19 protein-coding genes and 1 tRNA gene are annotated in these 22253 nt (G+C 35.0%); 17 read left to right on the top strand and 3 right to left on the bottom strand.

The window, feature by feature from the left end:
* The first annotated feature begins 54 nt into the window (after window positions 1–54).
* The 11 genes from COE25_RS02550 (at window position 55) to COE25_RS02500 (ending at window position 12422) form a co-directional block, all read left to right on the top strand.
* A complete protein-coding gene (locus COE25_RS02550) occupies window positions 55–1452 on the top strand; it encodes a sugar transferase (RefSeq protein ID WP_088089409.1) in 1398 nt (465 codons plus the stop codon).
* Window positions 1453–1521: 69 nt separating this feature from the next.
* Entirely contained in the window at window positions 1522–2295 is a 774-nt protein-coding gene (locus COE25_RS02545) for a glycosyltransferase family 2 protein (RefSeq protein WP_088089408.1), read from the top strand.
* Between the two features lie 97 nt (window positions 2296–2392).
* A complete protein-coding gene (locus tag COE25_RS02540; protein WP_098930769.1) occupies window positions 2393–2995 on the top strand; it encodes a sugar transferase in 603 nt (200 codons plus the stop codon).
* Between the two features lie 24 nt (window positions 2996–3019).
* A complete protein-coding gene (locus COE25_RS02535; RefSeq protein ID WP_088089406.1) occupies window positions 3020–3787 on the top strand; it encodes a GNAT family N-acetyltransferase in 768 nt (255 codons plus the stop codon).
* Window positions 3788–3882: 95 nt separating this feature from the next.
* On the top strand, window positions 3883–4974 hold the full coding sequence (locus COE25_RS02530; protein WP_180247403.1) for a GNAT family N-acetyltransferase: 1092 nt from the start codon (window positions 3883–3885) through the stop codon (window positions 4972–4974).
* Window positions 4975–5031: 57 nt separating this feature from the next.
* A complete protein-coding gene (locus COE25_RS02525) occupies window positions 5032–6222 on the top strand; it encodes an aminotransferase class I/II-fold pyridoxal phosphate-dependent enzyme (protein WP_098930765.1) in 1191 nt (396 codons plus the stop codon).
* Window positions 6223–6417: 195 nt separating this feature from the next.
* Window positions 6418–8232 carry a polysaccharide biosynthesis protein gene (locus COE25_RS02520; RefSeq protein ID WP_098930763.1) on the top strand — a complete coding sequence of 605 codons (1815 nt, stop codon included), beginning with the start codon at window positions 6418–6420 and terminating at the stop codon, window positions 8230–8232.
* 40 nt (window positions 8233–8272) lie between these two features.
* Window positions 8273–9502 carry a glycosyltransferase family 4 protein gene (locus tag COE25_RS02515; RefSeq protein ID WP_179195938.1) on the top strand — a complete coding sequence of 410 codons (1230 nt, stop codon included), beginning with the start codon at window positions 8273–8275 and terminating at the stop codon, window positions 9500–9502.
* Between the two features lie 221 nt (window positions 9503–9723).
* Complete coding sequence (locus COE25_RS02510) at window positions 9724–10242, top strand: YdcF family protein (RefSeq protein WP_180247402.1); 519 nt, start codon at window positions 9724–9726, stop codon at window positions 10240–10242.
* Window positions 10243–10287: 45 nt separating this feature from the next.
* On the top strand, window positions 10288–11394 hold the full coding sequence (locus COE25_RS02505; protein ID WP_088089401.1) for an acyltransferase family protein: 1107 nt from the start codon (window positions 10288–10290) through the stop codon (window positions 11392–11394).
* A 173-nt stretch (window positions 11395–11567) separates the two neighbouring features.
* On the top strand, window positions 11568–12422 hold the full coding sequence (locus tag COE25_RS02500) for a hypothetical protein (protein ID WP_088089400.1): 855 nt from the start codon (window positions 11568–11570) through the stop codon (window positions 12420–12422).
* Window positions 12423–12533: 111 nt separating this feature from the next.
* On the opposite strand, the gene COE25_RS02495 is transcribed toward COE25_RS02500, so the two are convergent.
* The 3 genes from COE25_RS02495 to COE25_RS02485 all read right to left on the bottom strand — a co-directional run bounded on the left by COE25_RS02495 (window position 12534) and on the right by COE25_RS02485 (window position 14639).
* Window positions 12534–12606 (bottom strand) — tRNA-Cys (locus COE25_RS02495).
* A gap of 138 nt (window positions 12607–12744) precedes the next feature.
* Complete coding sequence (locus COE25_RS02490) at window positions 12745–13452, bottom strand: DUF421 domain-containing protein (RefSeq protein WP_098930759.1); 708 nt, start codon at window positions 13450–13452, stop codon at window positions 12745–12747.
* A gap of 128 nt (window positions 13453–13580) precedes the next feature.
* The gene (locus COE25_RS02485) at window positions 13581–14639 is read right to left on the bottom strand and encodes a lactonase family protein (protein WP_098930757.1); all 1059 of its coding nucleotides are present in this window, start codon (window positions 14637–14639) and stop codon (window positions 13581–13583) included.
* 202 nt (window positions 14640–14841) lie between these two features.
* Here COE25_RS02485 and manA point away from each other — a divergent pair, with 202 nt between their 5' ends.
* The 6 genes from manA (at window position 14842) to COE25_RS02455 (ending at window position 22074) form a co-directional block, all read left to right on the top strand.
* A complete protein-coding gene (manA, locus tag COE25_RS02480) occupies window positions 14842–15789 on the top strand; it encodes a mannose-6-phosphate isomerase, class I (RefSeq protein WP_098930754.1) in 948 nt (315 codons plus the stop codon).
* Window positions 15790–15945: 156 nt separating this feature from the next.
* The gene (locus COE25_RS02475; RefSeq protein WP_098930752.1) at window positions 15946–17757 is read left to right on the top strand and encodes a sensor histidine kinase; all 1812 of its coding nucleotides are present in this window, start codon (window positions 15946–15948) and stop codon (window positions 17755–17757) included.
* A complete protein-coding gene (locus tag COE25_RS02470) occupies window positions 17757–18830 on the top strand; it encodes a response regulator (RefSeq protein WP_098930750.1) in 1074 nt (357 codons plus the stop codon). Before COE25_RS02475 ends, COE25_RS02470 begins: the two co-directional genes overlap by 1 nt.
* 101 nt (window positions 18831–18931) lie before the next feature.
* Complete coding sequence (locus tag COE25_RS02465) at window positions 18932–20209, top strand: ABC transporter substrate-binding protein (RefSeq protein WP_098930748.1); 1278 nt, start codon at window positions 18932–18934, stop codon at window positions 20207–20209.
* Window positions 20210–20323: 114 nt separating this feature from the next.
* The gene (locus COE25_RS02460; protein ID WP_098931247.1) at window positions 20324–21253 is read left to right on the top strand and encodes a carbohydrate ABC transporter permease; all 930 of its coding nucleotides are present in this window, start codon (window positions 20324–20326) and stop codon (window positions 21251–21253) included.
* The gene (locus COE25_RS02455; RefSeq protein ID WP_098930746.1) at window positions 21250–22074 is read left to right on the top strand and encodes a carbohydrate ABC transporter permease; all 825 of its coding nucleotides are present in this window, start codon (window positions 21250–21252) and stop codon (window positions 22072–22074) included. The genes COE25_RS02460 and COE25_RS02455 overlap by 4 nt, the downstream gene beginning before the upstream one ends.
* Window positions 22075–22253: the final 179 nt, after the last annotated feature.

Genomic DNA, 22253 nt, shown 5'->3' with positions numbered 1-22253 from the left:
AAAAAAGTCAATTATCTATAATATTCAATAAACTTCCTAGGAAGGAGAAATGAAATGAATGAAGACTATAGAGGGACTTATGTAAAATTTATTCTGGCTTTCGTTGATATCACGTTAGTATCTGTAGGATTTTTCATGACGAATTGGTTCTCGAATTTATTTTCAATCCCTAGTAAGGGGGTGAACATCGATTACTTTTGGTTAATTGTACTTTCGGTTTCCTCAATTATTGTTTTTTATCTTTATGGACTATACGCAGATTGGCGCAGAAAAAGTATTCAGCATTTAGTATATTCAATTATATTATCGATGGTTGTCTTCTCAGGTTTCATCTCAATGGTATCACTATGGACACATTATCTATCCTTCCAGCAAAGCTTTATTTTTGAAGCATTCCTTATTCAAACGATTCTATTAATCTGTACGCGGGTTTGTATTTGGTATTTAAACAAAAAAATATTCGGTAAAAAGAAAGTCTATATTATCGGTGAAGATTCAAAAACAGGATTGTATTTAGCTGACAAATTCTTAAATCATAATAAAGGGTGGTTCGAAATATCGGGATTTATTCCCTTAGCAAAAAAAGGTTTTATCCATGACTACGTAAAAAAGGGAGATCTTTTCCTACTAAGCCCCACTATTAGCAGGGAGGATAAAGAGGAAATTGTGGGCTTATGTATCAATTACGGAAAAGAAATATTGGTGGTACCACAATTATTTGAATTGTCGATACTGGGTGCCGGTACACAGCAAATAGATGATATGCTCGTCATTTCGATAAAATCTCCAATTTTAAGCGTAAGTCAAAAAATTTTTAAACGGATGTTTGATGTGATTGTATCGTCAATTGTTATAGTAATCGCTAGCCCTTTTTTATTAATTTTATTTTTATTAATCCCACTCACCTCTAAAGGACCTGCTCTTTATAAACAGGAACGTATAGGACTAAATGGAAATCCATATTGGATTTATAAGTTTAGAAGTATGATTCAAGATGCAGAAAAGAGAACGGGACCAGTATTAGCCACAGATAGAGATCCCAGAATTACTTTAATTGGAAGGTTCATAAGGGCTGTTCGTTTGGATGAGCTTCCACAATTATTAAATGTACTAAAGGGGGAAATGAGCTTAGTAGGACCAAGACCAGAACGAGAATATTTCATTAATCAATTTAAACAAAAACTCCCTGAATATACTTATCGATTAACCGTGAAGCCAGGAATAACAGGTTTAGCACAAGTGTTAGGAAACTACACCACTCCTGTAGATGATAAATTACGTTTTGACTTACTATATGTTCGCAATTATTCGTTTTGGTTGGATTTGAAAATCCTATTGCAAACGATCAGAGTTGTTCTTCAACGTGAGCAAGCTCAAGGGGTAAAAGAGGATAATATTCTCAACCAGAAATTACTAAAAAATCTTGAACAAAACAAGGTAATTAATCATTAGAAAGTCTTACTTTTTGAGGTCTGAAGAGTCGTTTCAAAGTATACAAAGTGGAGAGAGTGGGGTAAAAAAATGGAATACTCAACAGAAGCGGCTGTTTCAATTATCACTCCAACTTATAACGCTTCAAAATTTATTACTGAAACCATTCATTCAGTTAAAGCGCAAACCTTTACAAACTGGGAAATGATTATTGTAGATGATTGCTCGTTAGATAACACGGTTGATATTGTAAAGCAAGAAATGGTTCATGATTCTAGAATCAAGTTATTTGAACTTAAAGAAAATAGCGGACCTGCCAATGCACGAAATAGAGCAATTGCTGCTGCAAAGGGAAACTATCTTGCCTTTCTAGATAGTGATGACCTTTGGCTACCTCAAAAATTAGAGCGGCAGGTAGTGTTTATGGAAAAAAATGATCTTGCTTTTTCTTATACTGATTACAGGATTATGAATGAAAACGGTGATAAAACTGATGTCGTATTTCGGGCTCTCCCTAAGCTAGAGTATAAAAGTCTATTGAAAAATACTATGATCGGAACTTTAACTGTTTTGTTGGATAAAAGAAAAGTAGGGATAGTACAAATGCCATTATATAGGGATTGTTCTGAAGATTTTGGGCTTTGGCTTTCCATTCTCTCAAAAGGAATCCACGCTTATGGATTGAATGAGGAGTTGGCAATTTATAGAAAATGTGTACATTCACTCTCAAGTAACAAACTAAAATCCGCTCAGAAAACATGGAATACGTATAGAAAGGTTCAGAAGATCAATTTCGCTACCGCTTTATGGTATTTTGTAAATTATTCATTACACGCTTTTAAGAAACATTCTAAAACATCATAGTAATGTTTTTATCCCTGGATAAGCAATTCTTTACACAAATTGTTCGTTTTTAAGAACATAATAATACTATTATATTGAATGGGACTGGGGGGTAATAATGAAAAGATTGTTTGATATTTTTGTGGGTTTACTTCTATTGTGTCTCTTCAGCCCAATTATGCTTGGTGTTGCAATTGTCGTTAGAGTGAAATTAGGTTCCCCGATTCTTTTTAAACAAAAACGAGTTGGATATCATGAGCAGATTTTTACTTTATTTAAGTTTAGAACAATGACAAATGAAAAGGATGAAACTGGAAATGACTTACCGGATTCGATTCGATTAACAAAAGTCGGGCTTATGATAAGAAGCTTAAGTCTGGATGAGTTACCACAATTACTAAATGTGGTGAAGGGTGACATGAGCTTGGTTGGGCCTCGTCCACTTTTAGTTCGATACTTGCCTTACTATTCTCTAGAAGAAAGAAAACGGCATTCTGTAAGGCCGGGAATTACAGGGTATGCACAAGTGGAGGGCAGGAACCAGTTAGATTGGAACAGCAGATTGGGATTAGATGTTAAATACGTAGAAAACATGTCTTTCGGCTTGGACTTGAGGATTATTTTCAAGACAATCAGTAAAACTTTAAAACGTGACGGGATTGCTAATGTACCTGATCAACAAATGTTAGATTTTGATGTGGAACGACGGATGAAAGCTTAGTCTTCAAGAGGTGGAATAAAACTAATGAATATACGGATTGAACCTTTACAAATTAAAGATGCTCATCTTATTCCCAAGCTGATTAAGTCCGGAATGAATAAGGACATTTTTCCACTCACTATTTTTAGTTCAGAAGGTTATGTGGCATATATAAAAAACTTGCTAGCGGTTCCCGAGAAAAATCGACGTGTGAAACTTTTTGGGGCATTTGTTGATGACCGTTTAGCCGGCTATACAGAATGGCGTATTTTTGAAGAGGATCTTTTTTTAAATAATATTTATGTTTTCCCAGAATATCAAAGATCTGGCATTGGAAAATCGCTTTTAGTAAAACACGGATACCATCTATTGGATGAATATGGGAAATATAAGATGTCCTTAGATGTTTTTAATCATAACGAGGAAGCTATCAGTTGGTATGAAAAAATCGGCTTTGTTAGAAATGATTCTACATACTGGTATGTTGGGGGACAGCTTGCTTCAGCACGTTCTCACTCCACTTACGAATGTTATATAGAGAATTATCCTAATGCTGAAGCCCAGCATGATGCATATGATTTTTCTATGTTTACATGTTCAACTAGAGAGGGAGTTTATCAAATTGGTAAAATTAAAAATCAATTCTATCGATTAACAGATTCTAATGCCTTGAATGATCATGATCTACTAAGCTGCCTCTTACAGCTTGACCCAAAACGGAAAATACTTTTATTGACCGGTGAAGTATTCTACAACCACTCCGAGTTCACATTGGCGTGTAAAAGCAACAGGATGAATATAGAGATTAGCTAGGTAAATATGATAAAAACGACATCTATTTTCGATTGGTTATCGTGAAAATGGGTCGAATTGAACTCTTTTAAAAGGAATTAATGGGGGGACTTAAGGTGGTTTATAAAACATTTGATTTAAGTGAAAAAGAGTTTTGGCACAAATTTTTAGAAAAGACAGAAAGTAAAGATGTATATTTTACACCGGAATATCTAGAAATTTATGAGAGAAATGGGGAGGGGAAAGCGCATCTCTTTATATATGAAAACGGAGAGAATTTTGTCTATTACCCGTTTTTATTAAGAGGGCTTAATGACTTATCCTATTCAGATGACGTCAGAAGAAAATATGGGGATTTATATGATATAACAACTCCATACGGTTATGGAGGCCCAATTACTAATACGAAGGACAAATCCATAAAAAAACAATTATATAGCCAATTTGAGGATTCATTTAGTTCCTTTTGTTTTCAAAAGAATATTATTTCCGAGTTTGTTAGATTTCATCCATTAATTCGGAATGACTTGGATTATAAGGATATTGAGGCTACATTAAACCGTCATACTATTTACGTTGATTTATCTTTGGAGTTAGAAGAAATATGGGCTAATTATGATAAGAAAAACAGAAATAGACTACGGAAGGCGAAAGCCAATGAATATTTTACGATGGTGCATCGCTCTCCAAGCGAATTAGAAAACTTTTTGGAACTATATTATAAAACAATGGATAAGAAAAATGCATATGAGTATTACTATTTTCAGAGAGAGTTTTTTGAGAATAATGCTGAACTTTTACGGGACCATTTGGAACTAATCGAAGTCATGATGGACGATAAAGTCGTAATGTCTTGCTTTTTTATGCACTATGGTGATTTCATCCATTATCACTTATTAGGTTCGGATGAAGAATACCTAAAGTACTCACCTAATAATTCTTTAATTCATTATGTAGTTGAATGGGCAAAGTTTAAAGGAAAGAAAGTATTACATTTAGGTGGAGGATACGCTGGAGATAACGATACATTATATCGTTTTAAAAAGCGTTTTAATAAATATGGGGATTTGCCTTTTTACATTGGAAAAAAAATCCGTAATGAGGACATTTATCAAGAACTTGTTAATAGCCTGCCTATGGCTGAAAGTTATTTTCCTTTGTACAGACATCCGGATTTGGCTATACAAAATCTTCTTAGTAAACAATAACCTTAGCTTTTATATAGTCTAATAGAAATTACTTCATTTAGGAGTGGATGTGAGTTTATGGGGAGTAATAACAAGAGGATCTATCTTTCGTCACCACATATGACCGGCAATGAGCAAAAATACATTGATTTTTCCTTTAAAACAAATTGGATTGCTCCTTTAGGTCCTAATGTTGACAGGTTTGAACAGGATATATCTCAATATGTTGGAGCCAAAGGTGCTTTAGCAGTAAGTTCGGGTACGGCAGCCATCCATCTGGCGTTAAGAATACTTGATGTGAAAACTGGTGATAAAGTTTTTTGTTCCACACTTACCTTCGTGGCGAGTGCAAATCCAATTCTTTATCAACAAGCTGAACCTGTATTTATTGATTCAGAATTTGATACATGGAATATGTCGCCTAAAGCTTTGAAAAAAGCATTCTTAGATGCGGAAGAAGAAGGAAGCCTGCCCAAAGCAGTAATAGTCGTCCATCTCTATGGGCAGAATGCGAAAATGGATGAAATAGTAGAAATTTGTAATTTTTATCAGGTTCCTATTATTGAAGATGCTGCCGAATCACTTGGTGCTATCTACAAAGGGAGAAAAAGTGGAACGGTTGGGAAATTTGGTGTGTATTCCTTCAACGGAAACAAAATTATTACTACCTCGGGTGGGGGAATGTTGGTTTCAAATGACCAAGAGGCACTTGTAAAAGGGAAGTTTCTCTCTACGCAAGCAAGAGACAACAGACCATATTATCAGCACAGTGAGTTGGGCTACAATTATCGGATGAGTAATATCTTGGCGGGAATCGGAATTGCTCAACTAGCGGCTATTGAGGAAAGAGTGGAACAAAAACAAGCTATTTTTCACAGATATGTTCGTGAATTAAGTCATTTTAAGGAGTTTGTTTTTATGCCGGAATATCAAGGGACACGTCATAATCGCTGGCTAACCACTCTATTTATAGATTCAGAACAACCATTGTTTTCTCCACTTGAGTTAATTCAGGCACTAGAAAAAGAAAATATTGAAGCGAGACCAATTTGGAAACCAATGCATTTACAACCATTATTAAGTCAATTTAAATACTATCCTCATTCCAACCACTTGAGCGTCTCAGACCGTTTATTTGAAAGAGGAATTTGTTTACCTTCAGGGACAAACATGACGGAAGAAGAGCAAACAAGGGTTATTCAAACAATTGAATCTTTTATCACTCATCATAGGAGGAAAAATTATATTTCCATCCAGCTCCCGAGTTAGTAGGAAAAAATCCCTTTGAAAAAAAGGTTTTTTCTAGTAATTTAGAGAATTTCTATTTTACGTTTGTTCGTTAATAAGAACATATAATTCTTTGTGAAATTGCAGAAATCTAACTTTTGCACCTCTGTTTATATTCATCGAAAAAGTTAGCTGAATATAAACCTTTTGAAAAGAATCGGAAAGGAATGTCTAATCATGAGTTTTCATAAACGGTTGGTTTCTTTATTGGTTGTTGATTCCTTAATAGTGTTCACATCCGTTTATATATGTAGTTTTCTTTTGTTTTCAGGATGTGTAGTCCCCACTATGCCATTGGCTCTTGTATCAACAACCTTACTTTTAAGTCATCATATATTCGCTTATAAATATAAGTTGTATAAAAGTGCTTGGGAGTATGCAAGTGTTGATGAGATGGTAACCGTTCTAAAAGCCGTAACCTTTTCAGTGATCACTGCAGCTATTATTCAATATATTATTGGTCAGCAAGTTTATTTTCGAATATTAACAACGACATGGATGATGCATTTGTTTTTAATTGGCGGGTCTCGGTTTTCTTGGCGGATTTATAAAGATAAGCACTTGGAAGGAAACAATAAAGTTAAGAAGAGAACGCTGATTATTGGAGCTGGATCTGCTGGCATGTTTGTAGCAAGACAATTAAAGCAAAGTAACGGTGAACTAATTCCTGTCGCATTTATTGATGACGATAAACAAAAGCAACACCTTGAAATTTTAGGAATACCAGTACATGGAAGCTTAAACAAACTTGATGATGCGGTCAAAGATCTAATGATTGAAAATATCGTTATTGCAATTCCGTCCCTTAATAAAAAGGAGTTGCACGATATTTATGTAGAATGCACCAAAACCAAGATTAATACACAAATGATGCCAATGTTTGAAGATTTAGTTACTGGTAAGGTCTCTGTTAATGAAATACACAATGTAGAACCTGGTGATCTTTTGGGCAGGGAGCCGGTTGAATTAGATACACAATCGATTGCAAAATATATTACTAACAGCGTTGTGCTTGTAACCGGTGCTGGTGGATCGATTGGCTCCGAAATTTGCCGTCAAGTCTCTCAGTTTTCACCCTCAAAACTTATCCTGCTTGGCCATGGAGAGAATAGTATATATACAATAGAGATGGAGTTGAAATCCTCTTTAAGTAATAAAATTGAAATTGTTACTGAAATTGCAGATATTACTGACCGTGATAAAATTTTCGCTATTATGAATGAATATAAGCCAAGGGTGGTATTCCATGCAGCAGCACATAAACATGTTCCATTAATGGAAAGAAATCCAGAAGAAGCCATTAAGAATAATGTGATTGGTACAAAAAATGTAGCAGAAGCAGCAGGGGAAAATGGTGTTGAGACTTTTGTCATGATATCTACTGATAAGGCAGTAAACCCAACAAGTGTGATGGGGGCTACCAAGAGAATAGCTGAGATGATTGTTCAAGAGTTGGATCGAAAAAGCAATACGAGATTTGTTGCAGTTCGATTTGGTAATGTGTTGGGAAGCAGGGGGAGTGTTATTCCCTTGTTTAAGGATCAAATCTTGAAAGGCGGTCCTGTAACAGTAACCGACCCTCAAATGACAAGATATTTTATGACCATTCCTGAAGCATCTAGACTCGTTTTACAGGCTGGAGCACTAGCACAAGGTGGGGAGATTTTTGTGCTTGATATGGGAGAGCCAGTTAAAATCGTTGATTTAGCTAAAAATTTAATTCGCTTATCCGGCTATTTAGAAGATGAGATAGAAATTACTTATTCTGGAATAAGACCAGGGGAGAAACTATTTGAAGAAATTCTAAACAAAAATGAAGTACAGGACTATCAGGTACATCCAAAAATCTTTGTTGGTAAATCAGTGACTTTAGATGTTACGAAAATTTCAAATCTACTTGAGAATTATTACTATCTAGATAGAAGGTCACTAAAGGAAATACTGTTGTTTATAACCAATCAATCTAAAGAAACTATGAAAGTAGTTGTCTAAAAAAGTTATGCTAACCAGATGTCGGATGGAGAGTGGAAGGATGTTAACAAATAATAGAGAAATTCTTTTAGTCGCTCCCTTTACAATACTTCCAGGGGAAAAAGGATTTAATAGATTTACTTATATTGCAGAAAAATTAAGCAGCAAGGGTCATAAGGTCACTTTACTTACGAGTAATTTTAAGCACAGTGATAAAAACTTTCGAGATAAAACTAAATTAGAAAAAATCAATAGGAGTCTTACGTATAAAATTGTCATGATAGATGAACTAGGGTACAAAAAGAATATTGGTATTGATCGAATTCAAAGCCATAGACATTTCTCGAAACAACTTGCGCTTTTTTTAAAAAACATTAAGCAAAAACCCGATGTGATTTATTGTGCCTATCCAATGATGGATGCTGCTTTTATTGTTGGTAGGTATGCTAAGCAGTATCAGATACCTTTTGTGATGGATATTCAGGACGTATGGCCAGAAGCAATCAAGAATGCTATCCCTCTACCAGAGGTATTGGTTGATGTCATATTATATCCGCTTACAGTCTATGCCAATAAAATTTATAGTTTAGCAGATTATGTTGTAGGTGTTTCAAAGAGTTATGTACAGCGAGTAAATAAAGTCAATATAAATGCCAGAAGTTATTTACCCATCTATATCGGAACAGACCTAGGCGTTTTTGATTCCTATAAGGAAAAGCAAGTAAAGGAAGATCCTAATGAATTTTGGATTACCTATATCGGAACTATCAGCTATAGTTATGACCTGGAGACAGTGATTCGTGCAGTTTCAATTCTAAAAAATAAAGGGATACCCAATATTGTCTTTAAAGTATTCGGGTCCGGACCATTACAACCAAAATTTGAAAAGCTGGCCAATCAGCTGGGGGCACCTGTGAATTTTATGGGTCACTTAAAATATGAGGAAATGATTCCTTATTTAGTAAGTTCAGATATTGCAGCGAATGCAATCAGTAAAGGTGCTCAACAAAGTATTACGAACAAAATTGGAGATTTTTTATCAGCAGGTTTACCAGTATTAAATAGCAGCCTAAATAAGGAATTTATGGACATGGTGACGGTCGAAAATATTGGCTATAACTACAATCCAGGGGATCCTGTCAAATTAGCCGCCCTAATTGAACAGCTTTATAATAATAAAGGTTTACGTGCGGCATATGGGGAAAATGCAAGGAGATTAGCAGAAGAAAAATTTGATAGAAGACATTCCTATGGAGAAATTTATAATCTTATTGAACACGCAACTGTTTAAAGATGAAACTTTATGCTAAAGAACTCCTTATGCGATGAAAGGGTAGATAAAAAAAATTATTACAGGAGATAAAAATGTCCCGGTCAAAGATTATGTCTCCACAAAATAGAGTCAAAGGTACGCTGTCTACTATCAACAAAAAACCAAGTTTTCCAAATACACTTTATTTTTTAGTGATACTTGTATTTATGCTTTTCTTATTTTTCGCAGGAAGATTTTTAGTGATTAACGAAGAGCCAAAAAAAGTTGATGTGATTGTTGTATTGAGTGGAGGAGAAGGGCGTCTCGAAAAAGGAATTGAGCTTTATAAGTTAGGGTATGCAAGAAAATTAATTGTATCAAATGGATTGGCAGACAATCTATGGGGAAAGGCTGTTTCACTTCTACCAAGGAATTCTTTAGTATTAGAGGATAAGGCAGATAGCACATATGAAAGCGCAGTTTATGTACAGAAAATAATGAAAAAGTATAATTACCATTCTGCAATCTTAGTCTCATCTGATTTCCATATGAGGAGGGTAAAATATAATTTCAATAAAGTTTATAAGAGTAGCAATAATGAGCTAATCTATGTTTCTAGTGATACTTCCTATGATCCAAAGGTATGGTGGATGAATAAGCACAACATTGGTATCACAATTAGTGAATATGTCAAAATAATTGGTAATACCTTTGGGGTTCATGGAAATGACGCTAAAAGGAAATTATACCAATATGTAGAAGTGTTCTTTTATGAATAATGAAAGTGCTATTAAATATTTTTTCCTTGAAAGGGAGAGGGCATTTTGCAGAAAAAATTGATAAATGAAATTTTCTTAATGAGAAGTATATCTTGTTTAAGTATATTACTTCTTCATTCACTTGCAAGAGCATATGCTGATGAAAGTAATACAGTCAATTTAATAAGAGTTTTATTAACTTTTGGTACGCCCACCTTTATTTTTATTTCAGAATTCATTTTATCACGTTCCTACCCAAATGAACTACCTTCAAACTTTTGGGCTAAAAGGCTAAAGTATGTAATGGTTCCCTATGTATTGTTTGGGACATTTTTTGCCGTATTAAAAGCCTTTGAACAATCCTTAAGTACAGGAACTAGTTTGTTGATTTCTTTTGGACAATTTTTCTGGCGACATCTTTTATTAGGGGATTTCCATGGCTATTTTATCTTGGTTATCTTTCAATTTTACTTACTTCATTATTTTTTCAATAAACATTTGCAAAAATGGAAACCGTCAGTAGTTATGGGGAGCGCATTTTTGATCAATATGGTCTATTTAGGTTTTTTCAACTTTGTTAAACCGTATCCAACAGAAATTGGGGTATACATATGGGAAAAATTCTATTGGATTCCCTTTTTAGGCTGGGTGTTTTATTTTTCACTTGCTTATTACTGCGGTAAACACTTTTCCTTATTTATCAACCTTTTGAATAAATATTCAAAGTGGGTTATTGTCAGTCCATTCATATTAGGATCCATTTGTTTATTTTTATATGGGACAAAAATTATACCGATTATTTCATCCAAAAGAGTAGATATGGTTTTTTTTACGACAAGTATGATATTTTTGATCTATTATATTGCTACAAAAATCCCCAAAGTACCTAAATTCTTCGTTTGGATTAGCCAGTATTCGTTCGGCATCTATTTAATACATCCTGTCTTTTTAGCTGTTATGTACGTAGTTTTCAAGCGTTTGTCTTTTGAAATTCATCCATCACTGCTAACAGGATTATATTTCTTTGCTAGTTTATTATTGTCAATTGCATCCACATTTGTCTTGAATAAAATTCCATTTGGATACTATTTTGCTGGGAGAATATCTATAGGAATGAATGATAAGAAGATTAGTGACAGAGCAGTTCCTAATATCAAAACAAAACATGGATAAGTCATATCCACCTTAAGTAATAAAAACAGCCCCAAATTATGTTTATTCATAATTTAGGGCTGTTTTTATTACTTTATATAATTTCTTTATCATGTGCGATTTAACCATGCTTATTTTTTTAAAATCAATATAATAATTTGAAACCTATAATAGTATTAAAGGAGGAATTTTATTTGGCAGAAAATCCAAACGTTTATGTAGAGGATTTTTCAGGTACTACGACGCAGGCGAAGATTCAGGCAGCAATTGATTTTGCTTCCCAAAATGCTAGGAAAACAGTCATTGCTGCAGATAAAGATTATTATATAACGGGAACTGTAATCATTAAACAAGGTGTTAAGCTACAAGGGAGTTATGGGACTAGATTTGTAATTGGTGCCAACGTTCGAGGATTTGAACTACAAAAGGATGCTTCATTTTGGGATGCTAGTATCATGGTAGATTATAATGGGTACACCAAAGAAGTTATTTATTTGGATGGTAAATATAACTATTACAATACGTGGAATAATACTTCACTTAATAATCTTCTTCTCTTGAATTGGACAAGCACAGTATCAGGCACTGGAATCCGGTTGTACTCAGGTGGAAGTGGGCATGAGATTTCATTTGTAAACTTTACTGATATAAAAATTGTATCTTTTGAGAAAGGTATTTATTTGAAAGCAGTTAAACCTGCTAGTGGATTTGCGTATGTAAATGCTAATCGTTTTGATAAAATTTCATTGGAAGATTGTATTGAAAATATTATTTTAGAAGGCAGTGAAACTATTCCGAATGAATGTAGTGGTAACACTTTCACAAATTTACAGATTCAACCTTCAAACAATACTAAACTTATCATGACTATCCAAGGACAATATAACAAAGTAGATGGTATGTGTTGGGATTTACAAATGATACAACATTCTAACCCCGTGTTTATATTTAAACCTGAGAGTAACTATAATGAATTGGAAATGAGATCTATTCCTGCAAATCGCATTTTGAATAGTGGGAAAACAAAAAATAGGTTCGATACTTTTTAAGAAAGATCATCACTCCATGTTGTGATTTAACATTAGAACAATCTGTAAATGATGCTTGTTTAATATTAAAGGGGACAGGTAATTTTCCCCTGTCCCTTTAATGGTTTATTAAGGCAGTATCTGGATTTGAACCAGAGGTTACAGACCTTGCAGGGTCTGTGCCTTACCACTTGGCTATACTACCAACGTACTAATTACTTCTTCCTATAATTAGTATTATAATAGTAATAATCTAGATTGTAAGTAAATTTCGTTCGTCAAAATATATAAGGGTTCGACAACCTTTTTTCTTACGCTTCTCATTTAAGTTAATCTGATAAATCTATGATTTATATAGGAAAATCTGTAAATTTTTTTGGCAATCAATGGTACCAAGCAAAACATTACTTACTTCTACCTGATGAAGCGTCTTAAGCTGGTTAACAACCCATCCTTCTTCCACTCTAATTTGTTGCAGCGCAGTGAAATCAATCTTTCCCTCTTTTATGATCGTCCTAGGAAGATCAAAGGGCTCAATTTTCTTTTGATAATTTGCAGGTGTCAGTGCTTCATATTTTGGGTCCAAAAAAATCGAGATTTTCCCATCGGGCTCCCAAAAAGCCAAAGCCACTTTTTTTATATCCGCAACTTTTTCTTTTCTTAACTCAGCTAATAAATGATCAATGGAAATTCTAGCTTTCTTTAGTCCCTTGTAATTGATTTCGCCCTCTTTTATCAGTGGAAATGGGGCGGGGTTTAGGAATTTTTCAATGCGACTCGATTTTAAGCTGATGAACAATCCTCCTGTATACAAAACCACCAATACAACGGTCGTAATCATCGAACCTTTCATGCCAAGTTTTTCATCTGATAATGGATGAGCAATGATGTTTCCTAGCACTAAGGCGATAACAAAATCCAATAATCTTAATTGGGAAATTGCACGTTGCCCCATGATTTTCGCGACAATAAGCATAAAGAAAAATCCGATAACTGCTCTTAATATCCACTCAATTGAACTAAGGGTTTCTTGACTATGAAAGAAACTCATAAAGACACATCCTTTATCTTAAGAACATCCTCCTTAGTATTGTCACGGATTGTAAATTTTTTTCGCCCTAGTTCTCCAATTTATAAAAAAATAAGCCAGGATAGCGCATCGCTTTCCCGGCTTTGATTTTAAACATGTAAGAATTTGATACAAACTGGGTATGGCACAACAATATCAGACTCAATAAGAGTTAATTTTCCCGATTCCTCGTCCCTCGCAAACAAAACAAGATTACTGGACTCCTGATTGGATGCAACGATGAATTTCTCCGTTGGGTCGAACATAAAATCCCTCGGCCAATCTCCTTCAGTAGATGTGAGCTCAACAAAGCTAAGCTCTCCAGTTTCTACATCAACACGAAACACAGCAATGCTGTTGTGGCCTCGATTGCCCGCATATACAAAACGTCCGTCCGATGAAATATGAATCGCACTGCCTTGATTATTTTCAGAAAAATCAGCGGGAAGTGTGGAAATATATTGTTTTTCTGTAAAATGGCCATTCTCCGGGTGATAGGTTAAGACAATGACCTCTGAACTAAATTCGGTCATGAGATAAGCAAATTTCCCATTCGGATGAAAAACCAAATGCCTTGGTCCGCTTCCAGCTTTTAAAGGAAGCAGATTCGCTTTGGTAAGTGTGCCGTCACTGTTGATCGCATAGGTGATAAGTGCATCAATACCCAATTCAACAACGGCCAGATAATTCTCATCAGGGGTGACTCCAGCATAATGGGTATGAGGTTTTTCCTGTCTTGGATCTGGGCCTGAACCTTCATGTTTAATGATTGAGGCAGCCGGTTGAACCGAACCATCCTCCTCGTTAATTAAGTAAGATTCTACGGATCCTTTATGGTAATTTGCACTGAATGCATAACGATTTTTGCTGTCCACACTTACATGACAGGGCGATGAGCCTGGAAGCATCTGACGATTTTGCTCCGTTAATGTGCCATCACCCTCTATTGAAAAAGCAACGACACCACCTTCTTCCCCTTTTTTTGCAACGGAATATAGATAGCGATTGTCCTTACTGATCGTTAGGTATGTAGGATTTTCTAACTGTGCCGCCTCGTTAATATCTGCTATTCTTCCCTCGGTAGTATCAAGTGTGAAGGAATAGATTCCTTTACTGTCTCCCTTCGTGTATGTTCCAATATAACCGATATATTTTTGGTTGTTTGTCATTTGATCTCTCCTTAAAAAATGTAGTCTGTTTATTCTATCAAAATTTCCAATGATTACTCAAACAATGCAATCCTTGGATGAATGCTGTGAATAGAAATAATTAAAGGAAACAGCCGTAAATTAATAGCTTTCCATAAAAAAATGATTATGATAAATTTGAAAGGGGAAAATTCCAATAGACATATGAACTACGGAGGGAATTATATTGCAGCCATTATTTTTAAAACCCGTTTTTAAAGAACGAATTTGGGGTGGCACCGCCTTACAAAAAGAATTTGGTTACTCGATACCAAACGATAAAACAGGGGAATGCTGGGCAATTTCTGCACATCCAAACGGTCCATCGATGATTGAAAATGGACCATTTGCTGGAAAAACTCTGGACGTACTTTGGAAAGAACAACCTGAACTTTTTGGACATCCAACGGAAGAGGTTTTCCCTCTATTAACAAAAATATTGGATGCGAACATGGATTTATCCGTTCAAGTTCATCCAGATGATACCTATGCAAAAATCCATGAAAACGGTGAACTTGGGAAAACAGAATGCTGGTATATCATTGATTGTAAAGAGGATGCGGACATGATTTTTGGCCATAACGCCAAGACAAAAGAAGAATTGATCCAGCAAACGAAGGAAGGGCGATGGGAAGATCTGCTTCGCAGAGTAAAAATCAAACCAGGCGATTTTTTCTATGTCCCTAGTGGAACCATCCATGCTTTGTGTGAAGGAACCCTGGTATTAGAAACACAACAAAGCTCGGATACTACATACCGCGTCTATGATTATGACCGCAGAGATGCCGAAGGAAATTTACGTGATCTTCACTTGGAAAAAGCAATTGATGTGACTACTGTTCCACATCAAGGCAACGTTACTGTTCCTAAACTAGAAACAAAGGAAAATGCAGGGATTACAACTTATGTTGAATCTGATTTTTTCTCCGTTTATAAGTGGGAAGTAAACGGGAAAGCAACGTTTGATTCGGATAATCATTACTTGCTATTGAGTGTGATAAAGGGCGAAGGAACACTTAATCATCATGGAGAAGCCTATCAATTGGACAAGGGCACCCACCTTATCATCCCGGTTGGGTTTGGAGAATTCGAGATAGCTGGAGATTGCCAATTAATTGTCTCACATGCATAAAAAAAGACAGTAGGAGCATTAAGTTTAAAGCTCCTTCTGTCTTTTTTTTGTTGTTTAGTACACCTGGTTTTAAAATACTTTTGACAATCCTCTATTAGAAAGTTAAGTTGGTCATATAAAACAAGTTATAAATTTATTGAAAAGGAAAGAAAATGAATGCTGAAATTTATGAAGGCACTAAATGCTTTTTGGATGTACATACATCAAAATCTTTTTCGTAAAATAGCAAGTAATATCCGCTATAAACTTATGCTCCTAATGCTTTCTGTCATGATTTTACCATTACTAATTCTGATCATTTTTTCAATAATTGTTTCACAAAGTAATTTTGAAAAGGAAGTAGTAAATTCAAATGAGGCGAGAATCAATTTAGCAGGTAAATATTTGGATGAAAAGTTAACAGAAAGTGACAATATTTTGTTTGCAAGTTTAATAGATGAAAAATTAATACCAAGTATTAGTCAGATTAATGATGAAAATATTCCTTTAAATTTTAGTACGCTGGCTTATATCCAGGATAAGTTATTTTCTATTTACTATGGGAATAAACATGTGAATGCTGTTTCGATATATGCCAAAGAAAGCCAGACAGTCTACTCCTTAAAAGAGGCAGATTTTAAAGTATCCAAGATTAATCAACTAAACGGGACTGCTTGGAGTAATTTAGGAGTTCGTCCGAATTATAGTTTTGAAAGCACACTGCCGAATCAAGGTTTTTCGCTTACAAGAAGTATCATAAGATTTGAGAATCGAAAAATTGTTGGTGGAATATCTTTGGAAATGAATTGGAATGTAATCGATAGCGTTATTGAGATGCTAGAATCAGAACCGGAAAGTTCTGTTTTTGTGATAGACCGTCAGGGGCATATTCTTTACAATCCTAATCTAGGTAAAAAAACATCTGTTGATTTTCAAAAAATCATCAAACAAATGAATGACAGTAAGAAAAATATATCCTATCTAAAAATGAACAAAGGATATGTATTTTTTAAGAAGGCTTTCAACAATAAAGTGGCCATTGTAAAGGTCATTCCTGAAAGTATGCTTTTGAATGGAGTCACGAAAACGCTTATCGTTGGAATAATTATTAGTGCTCTTTCGATCCTGCTTACGGTTATTTTATCGATTGTTATATCAGTAAGAACAACAAAGCCGATCATTAAGTTAGTCCATGCTATGAATGAAGTAGGAGAAAACAACCTTAATGTTAGTATTGAAACAGAGCGTATAGATGAAATTGGATTGCTCGAAAAACGATTTTCATCGATGGTTTACCGAATCAATGAATTAATTAATAAAGAGTACAAAAGTGAGATAGAAACAAGAAACGCACAATTTATGGCATTGCAGGCACAGATTAATCCTCACTTTTTATACAACACGCTTCAGCTGGTAGGCGGAATGGCAGTGACGCATAAAGCCGAGGAGATTTATTCTGTTATAAGTGCATTGAGTGATATGTTTCGCTATATAACAGGAAAGCAAGGAAACATGGTTTTAATTGACCGTGAGATAGAACATATTAAAAATTATCTATATATTCAGAACATGCGTTTTGAGGGGAAGGTACAGACTGATTTATATATTGAAGAAGGTACAGAGGGTTACACGATTCCAATGTTAACGATTCAGCCAATAGTAGAGAATGTTTTTAATCATGGATTTGAACAAAAAAAGGGAGTATGGAAACTATCGATTGATGTTCAAAAAGTTTTTGACGATATTGAAATTACCATTACGGATAATGGTGTTGGAATTCCTGAGGAAAAATTAGTTGACCTTATCGAGCAAATGAAAGGAATTCCCTATTCTTTAAATACAAAAGGAAGTATAGGTATTAAAAACGTTGCTGCAAGGATACGATTGTATTTCGGTGAGGATTATGGTCTTGATATTTCAAGTACCGTCGGAAATGGGACAATAGTGGTAATTAGGATTCCCGCTAAGATAACTATGGAGGGTAATTAATGATTAAAATATTAATTGTTGACGATGAAAAATGGACAAGAGAAACGATTAAGCAATTTGGAAAATGGGACCAATATGATATTGAAATAATTGGGGAAGCTGGGGATGGACAAGAGGGATTAAGGTTAATTGAACAGAGGTCTCCTGATATTGTCATCACGGATATGAAGATGCCTGGAGTTGACGGTATGGAGCTGCTTCAAATCATGGCAGACCGTTTCCCACAGGTTCAACTTATTGTGGCAAGTGGGTATGACGATTTTAATTTTATGCGTCAGGCAATCCGTTCGAGGGTTAATGAATATTTACTGAAACCAATCAATGCAGAAGAATTAAATCTAGCGTTAGAAAAGTGTATCAACGAAATTAAAAGTTCTTCACAGACACAATTTTATAAGCCAATATCTTTTTCTAGCAAAGATACCTCCGCCTTAATTATGGAATACAAAAAAACAATTACCTCATTTTTGCAAGAATTAAATATTGACGGCTTTGAAAATGTCATTCACCGTTATTTTAATGAATTTAAAAAAGTGACTGGGGTTGACAGCAATGTAATTGCAAAGATTGAGCATGAATTTATTCTTACTTTAGAAGAACTAATGATAAAAAATAATTTTAATGTTCACGAGGTTTTTGAAAATAATGGGGAGCTAAATAGTGAATTTGACCTTTCCCTTGATAGAGTAATGAAGAAGCAACAGGATTTAGGAAAACGCTATATCGAGTATATGATTGATATAAATAAGCGGAAGAGCAAGTTAAACTTGGAGGAAATTAAAGAATATATAGAACGGAACTTTGCAGATATCGATATATCTTTAGAGGTCTTAGCTAACAAGTTTTTTGTAAGTAAAGAATACTTGAGTAAAACATTTAAAAATGTTTATGGATGCAATATCACCGAATTTATCGTCAGCCGTCGTATGGAATATGCAAAAAAATTACTACAAGGTAAGGAGTTTCAAATCAAGAGTATTGCCCAGATGGTTGGTTATGAAGATATCTCTTACTTCTATCGGGTCTTCAAGAAATATTTCAAAACTTCACCAGGTGAAATGAGACAAGGTTAAAAAAGTCCAAATGTAAGCGCTAATATTTTCAATATTTAAATTCTATGGGAGCGATTAATATAAAAGTATGCTTTAAATATTATTCAGGGGGGTCACAAAAAATGAAGAAAGCGTTATCATCTTTGCTAATCTTTATTCTAGCTATCGGTTTGTTAGCAGGTTGTAATTCTAAGGAAACAGCTTCTGACGAAAGTGGATCAAAGGCCGAAAAAAATGTTGAACTGAAAGTATTTATTGGACAACCACGTTTTAAGCAGCAGTATCAAACATACTTGGATCAATTTGTAGCCAAAGAGAAAAAGGAAAAAGGTATTAATGTAGAAATCAAATTGGAATTACCAAGTGTAAATCAGGCAGCACAATTATTAAAAACAAGGATGGCATCTGGTGATAGCCCTGACGTGTTTGCTCTGCATGCAATCAATGATATACCTATTTACGATAAAGCAGGTTATCTTGAGGATTTATCAAATGAACCTTTCGTAGACAAAGTGTTTGATACGGTCAAACCAGCGATAACAAGTAATGGTAAGGTTGTAGCGGTTCCTTTGGAGACACTTCAATGGGGATATCTTTACAACAAGAAAATCTTTAAAGACTTAAATATAAAATTACCACAAACATATTCGGAAATGGAACAAGTTGTTAAAACGCTAAAGCAAAAAAATGTAACTCCATTTTTGTTAACTTATAAAGATGCGTATATTCCTCAATTATTTTTACCGCTAGCAGTAGGTGCAGCTCAAGCGAAGGACAATCCTGACTTTATTAAGGAAATGAATGAAGGAAAAGGCTCTTTCTCCGCGTTAAAAGATATGTTTAAAATTATGGATTTATCTAACGCTAATGGCACAAAACGTGCCTTTGAGAACGGACAAGATCAAGGAGCGGCAGACTTTGCTAACGGTAAAGCTGCGATGTGGATCCAAGGTCCATGGATGGCAGATTCGATTTTAAAAACAAACAAGGACTTTGAATTTGGCGTTGCTCCACTTCCAGTCAATGATGATTCAGCAACGACACAAATAAACCTTTCTACATCAACATCTCTTGCAGTATCAAAAATGAGCAAACATAAAGATGTCGCAAAGGATTTAATCAATTATATTTTGGATGATAAAGATTCTAGTGAATTTTATAAAAGCCTTGGGTTTAATGCTGTCTCTAGCAAACATACCTTTGAACCATTTCCTTGGTTAAAGGATTCAACTGAATATGTATCTCAAGGAAAGGCTTACCAAGATCCTCCGATTCCGATTGCTGTAAAAGACGAGTCACAGAAATTACTACAAAGTTATTTTGCAGGGGATGCATCTCAGAAGGATGTCATCAAAGGCTTGGACCGTGCTTGGGACCAATTCAACCAAAATAATAAGTAAATTTTAAATTCAGTGAATGATAAAGGCAGCTTACAGCTGTCTTTATCATTATCCAAAACAACAATGTCAGTGAGGTGTTAGGTAATGTCGCAGTTAAATAAGCAAAGTGGTGAAATGGTTATTGAACAAGTACAACCTAAAGTAAGCTCTAAAAGTGGTTTAAATCTAAAAAAACATAAAGGTTCCATTAGTTTAATCCTATTTGTTCTACCTGCATTTCTATTTTATTCTGTATTCTTGTTGATTCCAATGATTGGAGCGGGATTCTATAGTTTTACAGATTGGACTGCTCTATCTCAAACCTATAACTTTGTTGGAATAAGCAATTATATTGAAGCTTTTAAAGATGACCCTGCATTTCGCCATTCTTTTTTCTTCACTTTAAAATATACAGCGTTCATGTTTGTTTTTCAGAACGTGATTGCGTTGCTTCTTGCCTTATTCATTGAAACTAGAGTTAGAACAAAAGCTTTTTTTCGAACCATCTTTTTTATGCCTAATATGTTGAGTTTGATTATTAGTGCATTCATGTTTTCATTTATTTTTACCAACGTCCTACCGGAATTATCCAAAAAGGCTGTTTTATCATTTCTTGATCAGGGATGGATTGGTGATGCCAACGTTTCCTTCTACTCCATTCTTATCGTGTCCTTATGGCATGGGATTGGCTATATGATGGTTATCTATATGGCTGCACTCCAAGGAGTTCCGCAACACCTAAAAGAGGCTGCTATGATTGATGGTGCAAATCCAATTCAAAGACTTTTCCACGTGACGATTCCGATGATCATGCATGCAATAACGATTTGCGCTTTCTTAACATTAAATGGTGCATTTAAAGTTTTTGATGTAGTTTATGCGCTTACTGCAGGCGGGCCTGGAAGATCGACACAGGTTATGGCGCTGAATATTTATGAAGAAGCCTTTTCCAATAATTTTCGATATGGCTATGCGAATGCTAAAGCAATGATTCTCTTCTTGATTGTGTTGGTTATCACGCTGATTCAAGTGAAAGTGTTGAAAAAGAAAGAGGTGGAAGCATAATGCAAAAGAAACTGGTTTCTATTGGTACAACTTTAGTTTTGGCAATTTTTGCGGCGATTTCATTTTTTCCAATATACATGGCTGTCATCAATTCATTTAAATCACAAGGGGAGATTTTTACATCTGTTATGAAGCTCCCTACAAAATTACATTTTGAAAATTATACAGGAATATTCGAAGAGTTAGATTTATTCAATAGTGCTTGGAATACCATAATTGTTACCGTTATCGGGCTGGCAGGAATTGTTATTTGCGGTTCATTAGCTGGATATAAACTAGCAAGAACAAAGGGTAAGTTGAGCAATTTCTTGTTTACCTTATTCCTAGCATCAATGCTTGTTCCATTTCACTCCATAATGATCACGCTAACAAAAGTAGCAAAGGGGTTGTCCGTACAGGGATCAACATTCGGATTGGGCCTTATTTATATTGGCCTCGGGGTTAACATGGCGATATTTCTATATCATGGATTTGTTAAAACGATTCCGAAAGAACTTGAGGAAGCAGCAAGAATTGATGGTTGCAATGACTTCCAAATATTCACAAAAATTATATTTCCTCTTTTAAAACCTATTACTGCAACCATCCTTATTTTAGATGTTCTATGGTTATGGAACGATTTCTTATTGCCAATGATTATGCTTACCGATGTAAATAATTATACATTAATGTTATCGGTAAACATGTTATTCGGTCAATATAACAGTGATTGGCCAAAAATTCTATCCGGGCTTATTATTACGGCGCTTCCTGTGATTGTCTTTTATGCCATTTTCCAAAAATACATTCTTAAGGGAATAGCAGATGGAGCAATTAAATAGCTGTGTTAATGCTAAATGTTGATTTTTCACACTCTGTTGATTGGAGCGGAATGCGCGAGACTCCTGCGGGAGTACGGGGCAGGGGAGACCCCACAGGCGCTTTGCGCCGAGGAGGCTCCCCGGGACGCCCGCGGAAAGCGAAGCGCATGGAGCGGAAATCAACAGACAAGTTTAACATA

It is taken from the genome of Bacillus sp. AFS031507 (assembly GCF_002584635.1).
Lineage (GTDB): Bacteria > Bacillota > Bacilli > Bacillales > Cytobacillaceae > Neobacillus.
This window is presented reverse-complemented; position numbering and strand designations above follow the sequence as displayed.

Excerpts from the sequence above, each read along its gene's own strand:
- COE25_RS02515 (WP_179195938.1), top strand. The coding sequence starts at position 8,273 with ATGTTAACAAATAATAGAGAAATTCTTTTAGTCGCTCCCTTTACAATA.
- COE25_RS02485 (WP_098930757.1), bottom strand. The coding sequence starts at position 14,639 with ATGACAAACAACCAAAAATATATCGGTTATATTGGAACATACACGAAG.
- COE25_RS02545 (WP_088089408.1), top strand. The coding sequence starts at position 1,522 with ATGGAATACTCAACAGAAGCGGCTGTTTCAATTATCACTCCAACTTAT.
- COE25_RS02520 (WP_098930763.1), top strand. The coding sequence starts at position 6,418 with ATGAGTTTTCATAAACGGTTGGTTTCTTTATTGGTTGTTGATTCCTTA.
- COE25_RS02525 (WP_098930765.1), top strand. The coding sequence starts at position 5,032 with ATGGGGAGTAATAACAAGAGGATCTATCTTTCGTCACCACATATGACC.
- COE25_RS02540 (WP_098930769.1), top strand. The coding sequence starts at position 2,393 with ATGAAAAGATTGTTTGATATTTTTGTGGGTTTACTTCTATTGTGTCTC.
- COE25_RS02535 (WP_088089406.1), top strand. The coding sequence starts at position 3,020 with ATGAATATACGGATTGAACCTTTACAAATTAAAGATGCTCATCTTATT.
- COE25_RS02465 (WP_098930748.1), top strand. The coding sequence starts at position 18,932 with ATGAAGAAAGCGTTATCATCTTTGCTAATCTTTATTCTAGCTATCGGT.
- COE25_RS02550 (WP_088089409.1), top strand. The coding sequence starts at position 55 with ATGAATGAAGACTATAGAGGGACTTATGTAAAATTTATTCTGGCTTTC.
- COE25_RS02490 (WP_098930759.1), bottom strand. The coding sequence starts at position 13,452 with ATGAGTTTCTTTCATAGTCAAGAAACCCTTAGTTCAATTGAGTGGATA.
- COE25_RS02470 (WP_098930750.1), top strand. The coding sequence starts at position 17,757 with ATGATTAAAATATTAATTGTTGACGATGAAAAATGGACAAGAGAAACG.
- COE25_RS02460 (WP_098931247.1), top strand. The coding sequence starts at position 20,324 with ATGGTTATTGAACAAGTACAACCTAAAGTAAGCTCTAAAAGTGGTTTA.
- COE25_RS02475 (WP_098930752.1), top strand. The coding sequence starts at position 15,946 with ATGCTGAAATTTATGAAGGCACTAAATGCTTTTTGGATGTACATACAT.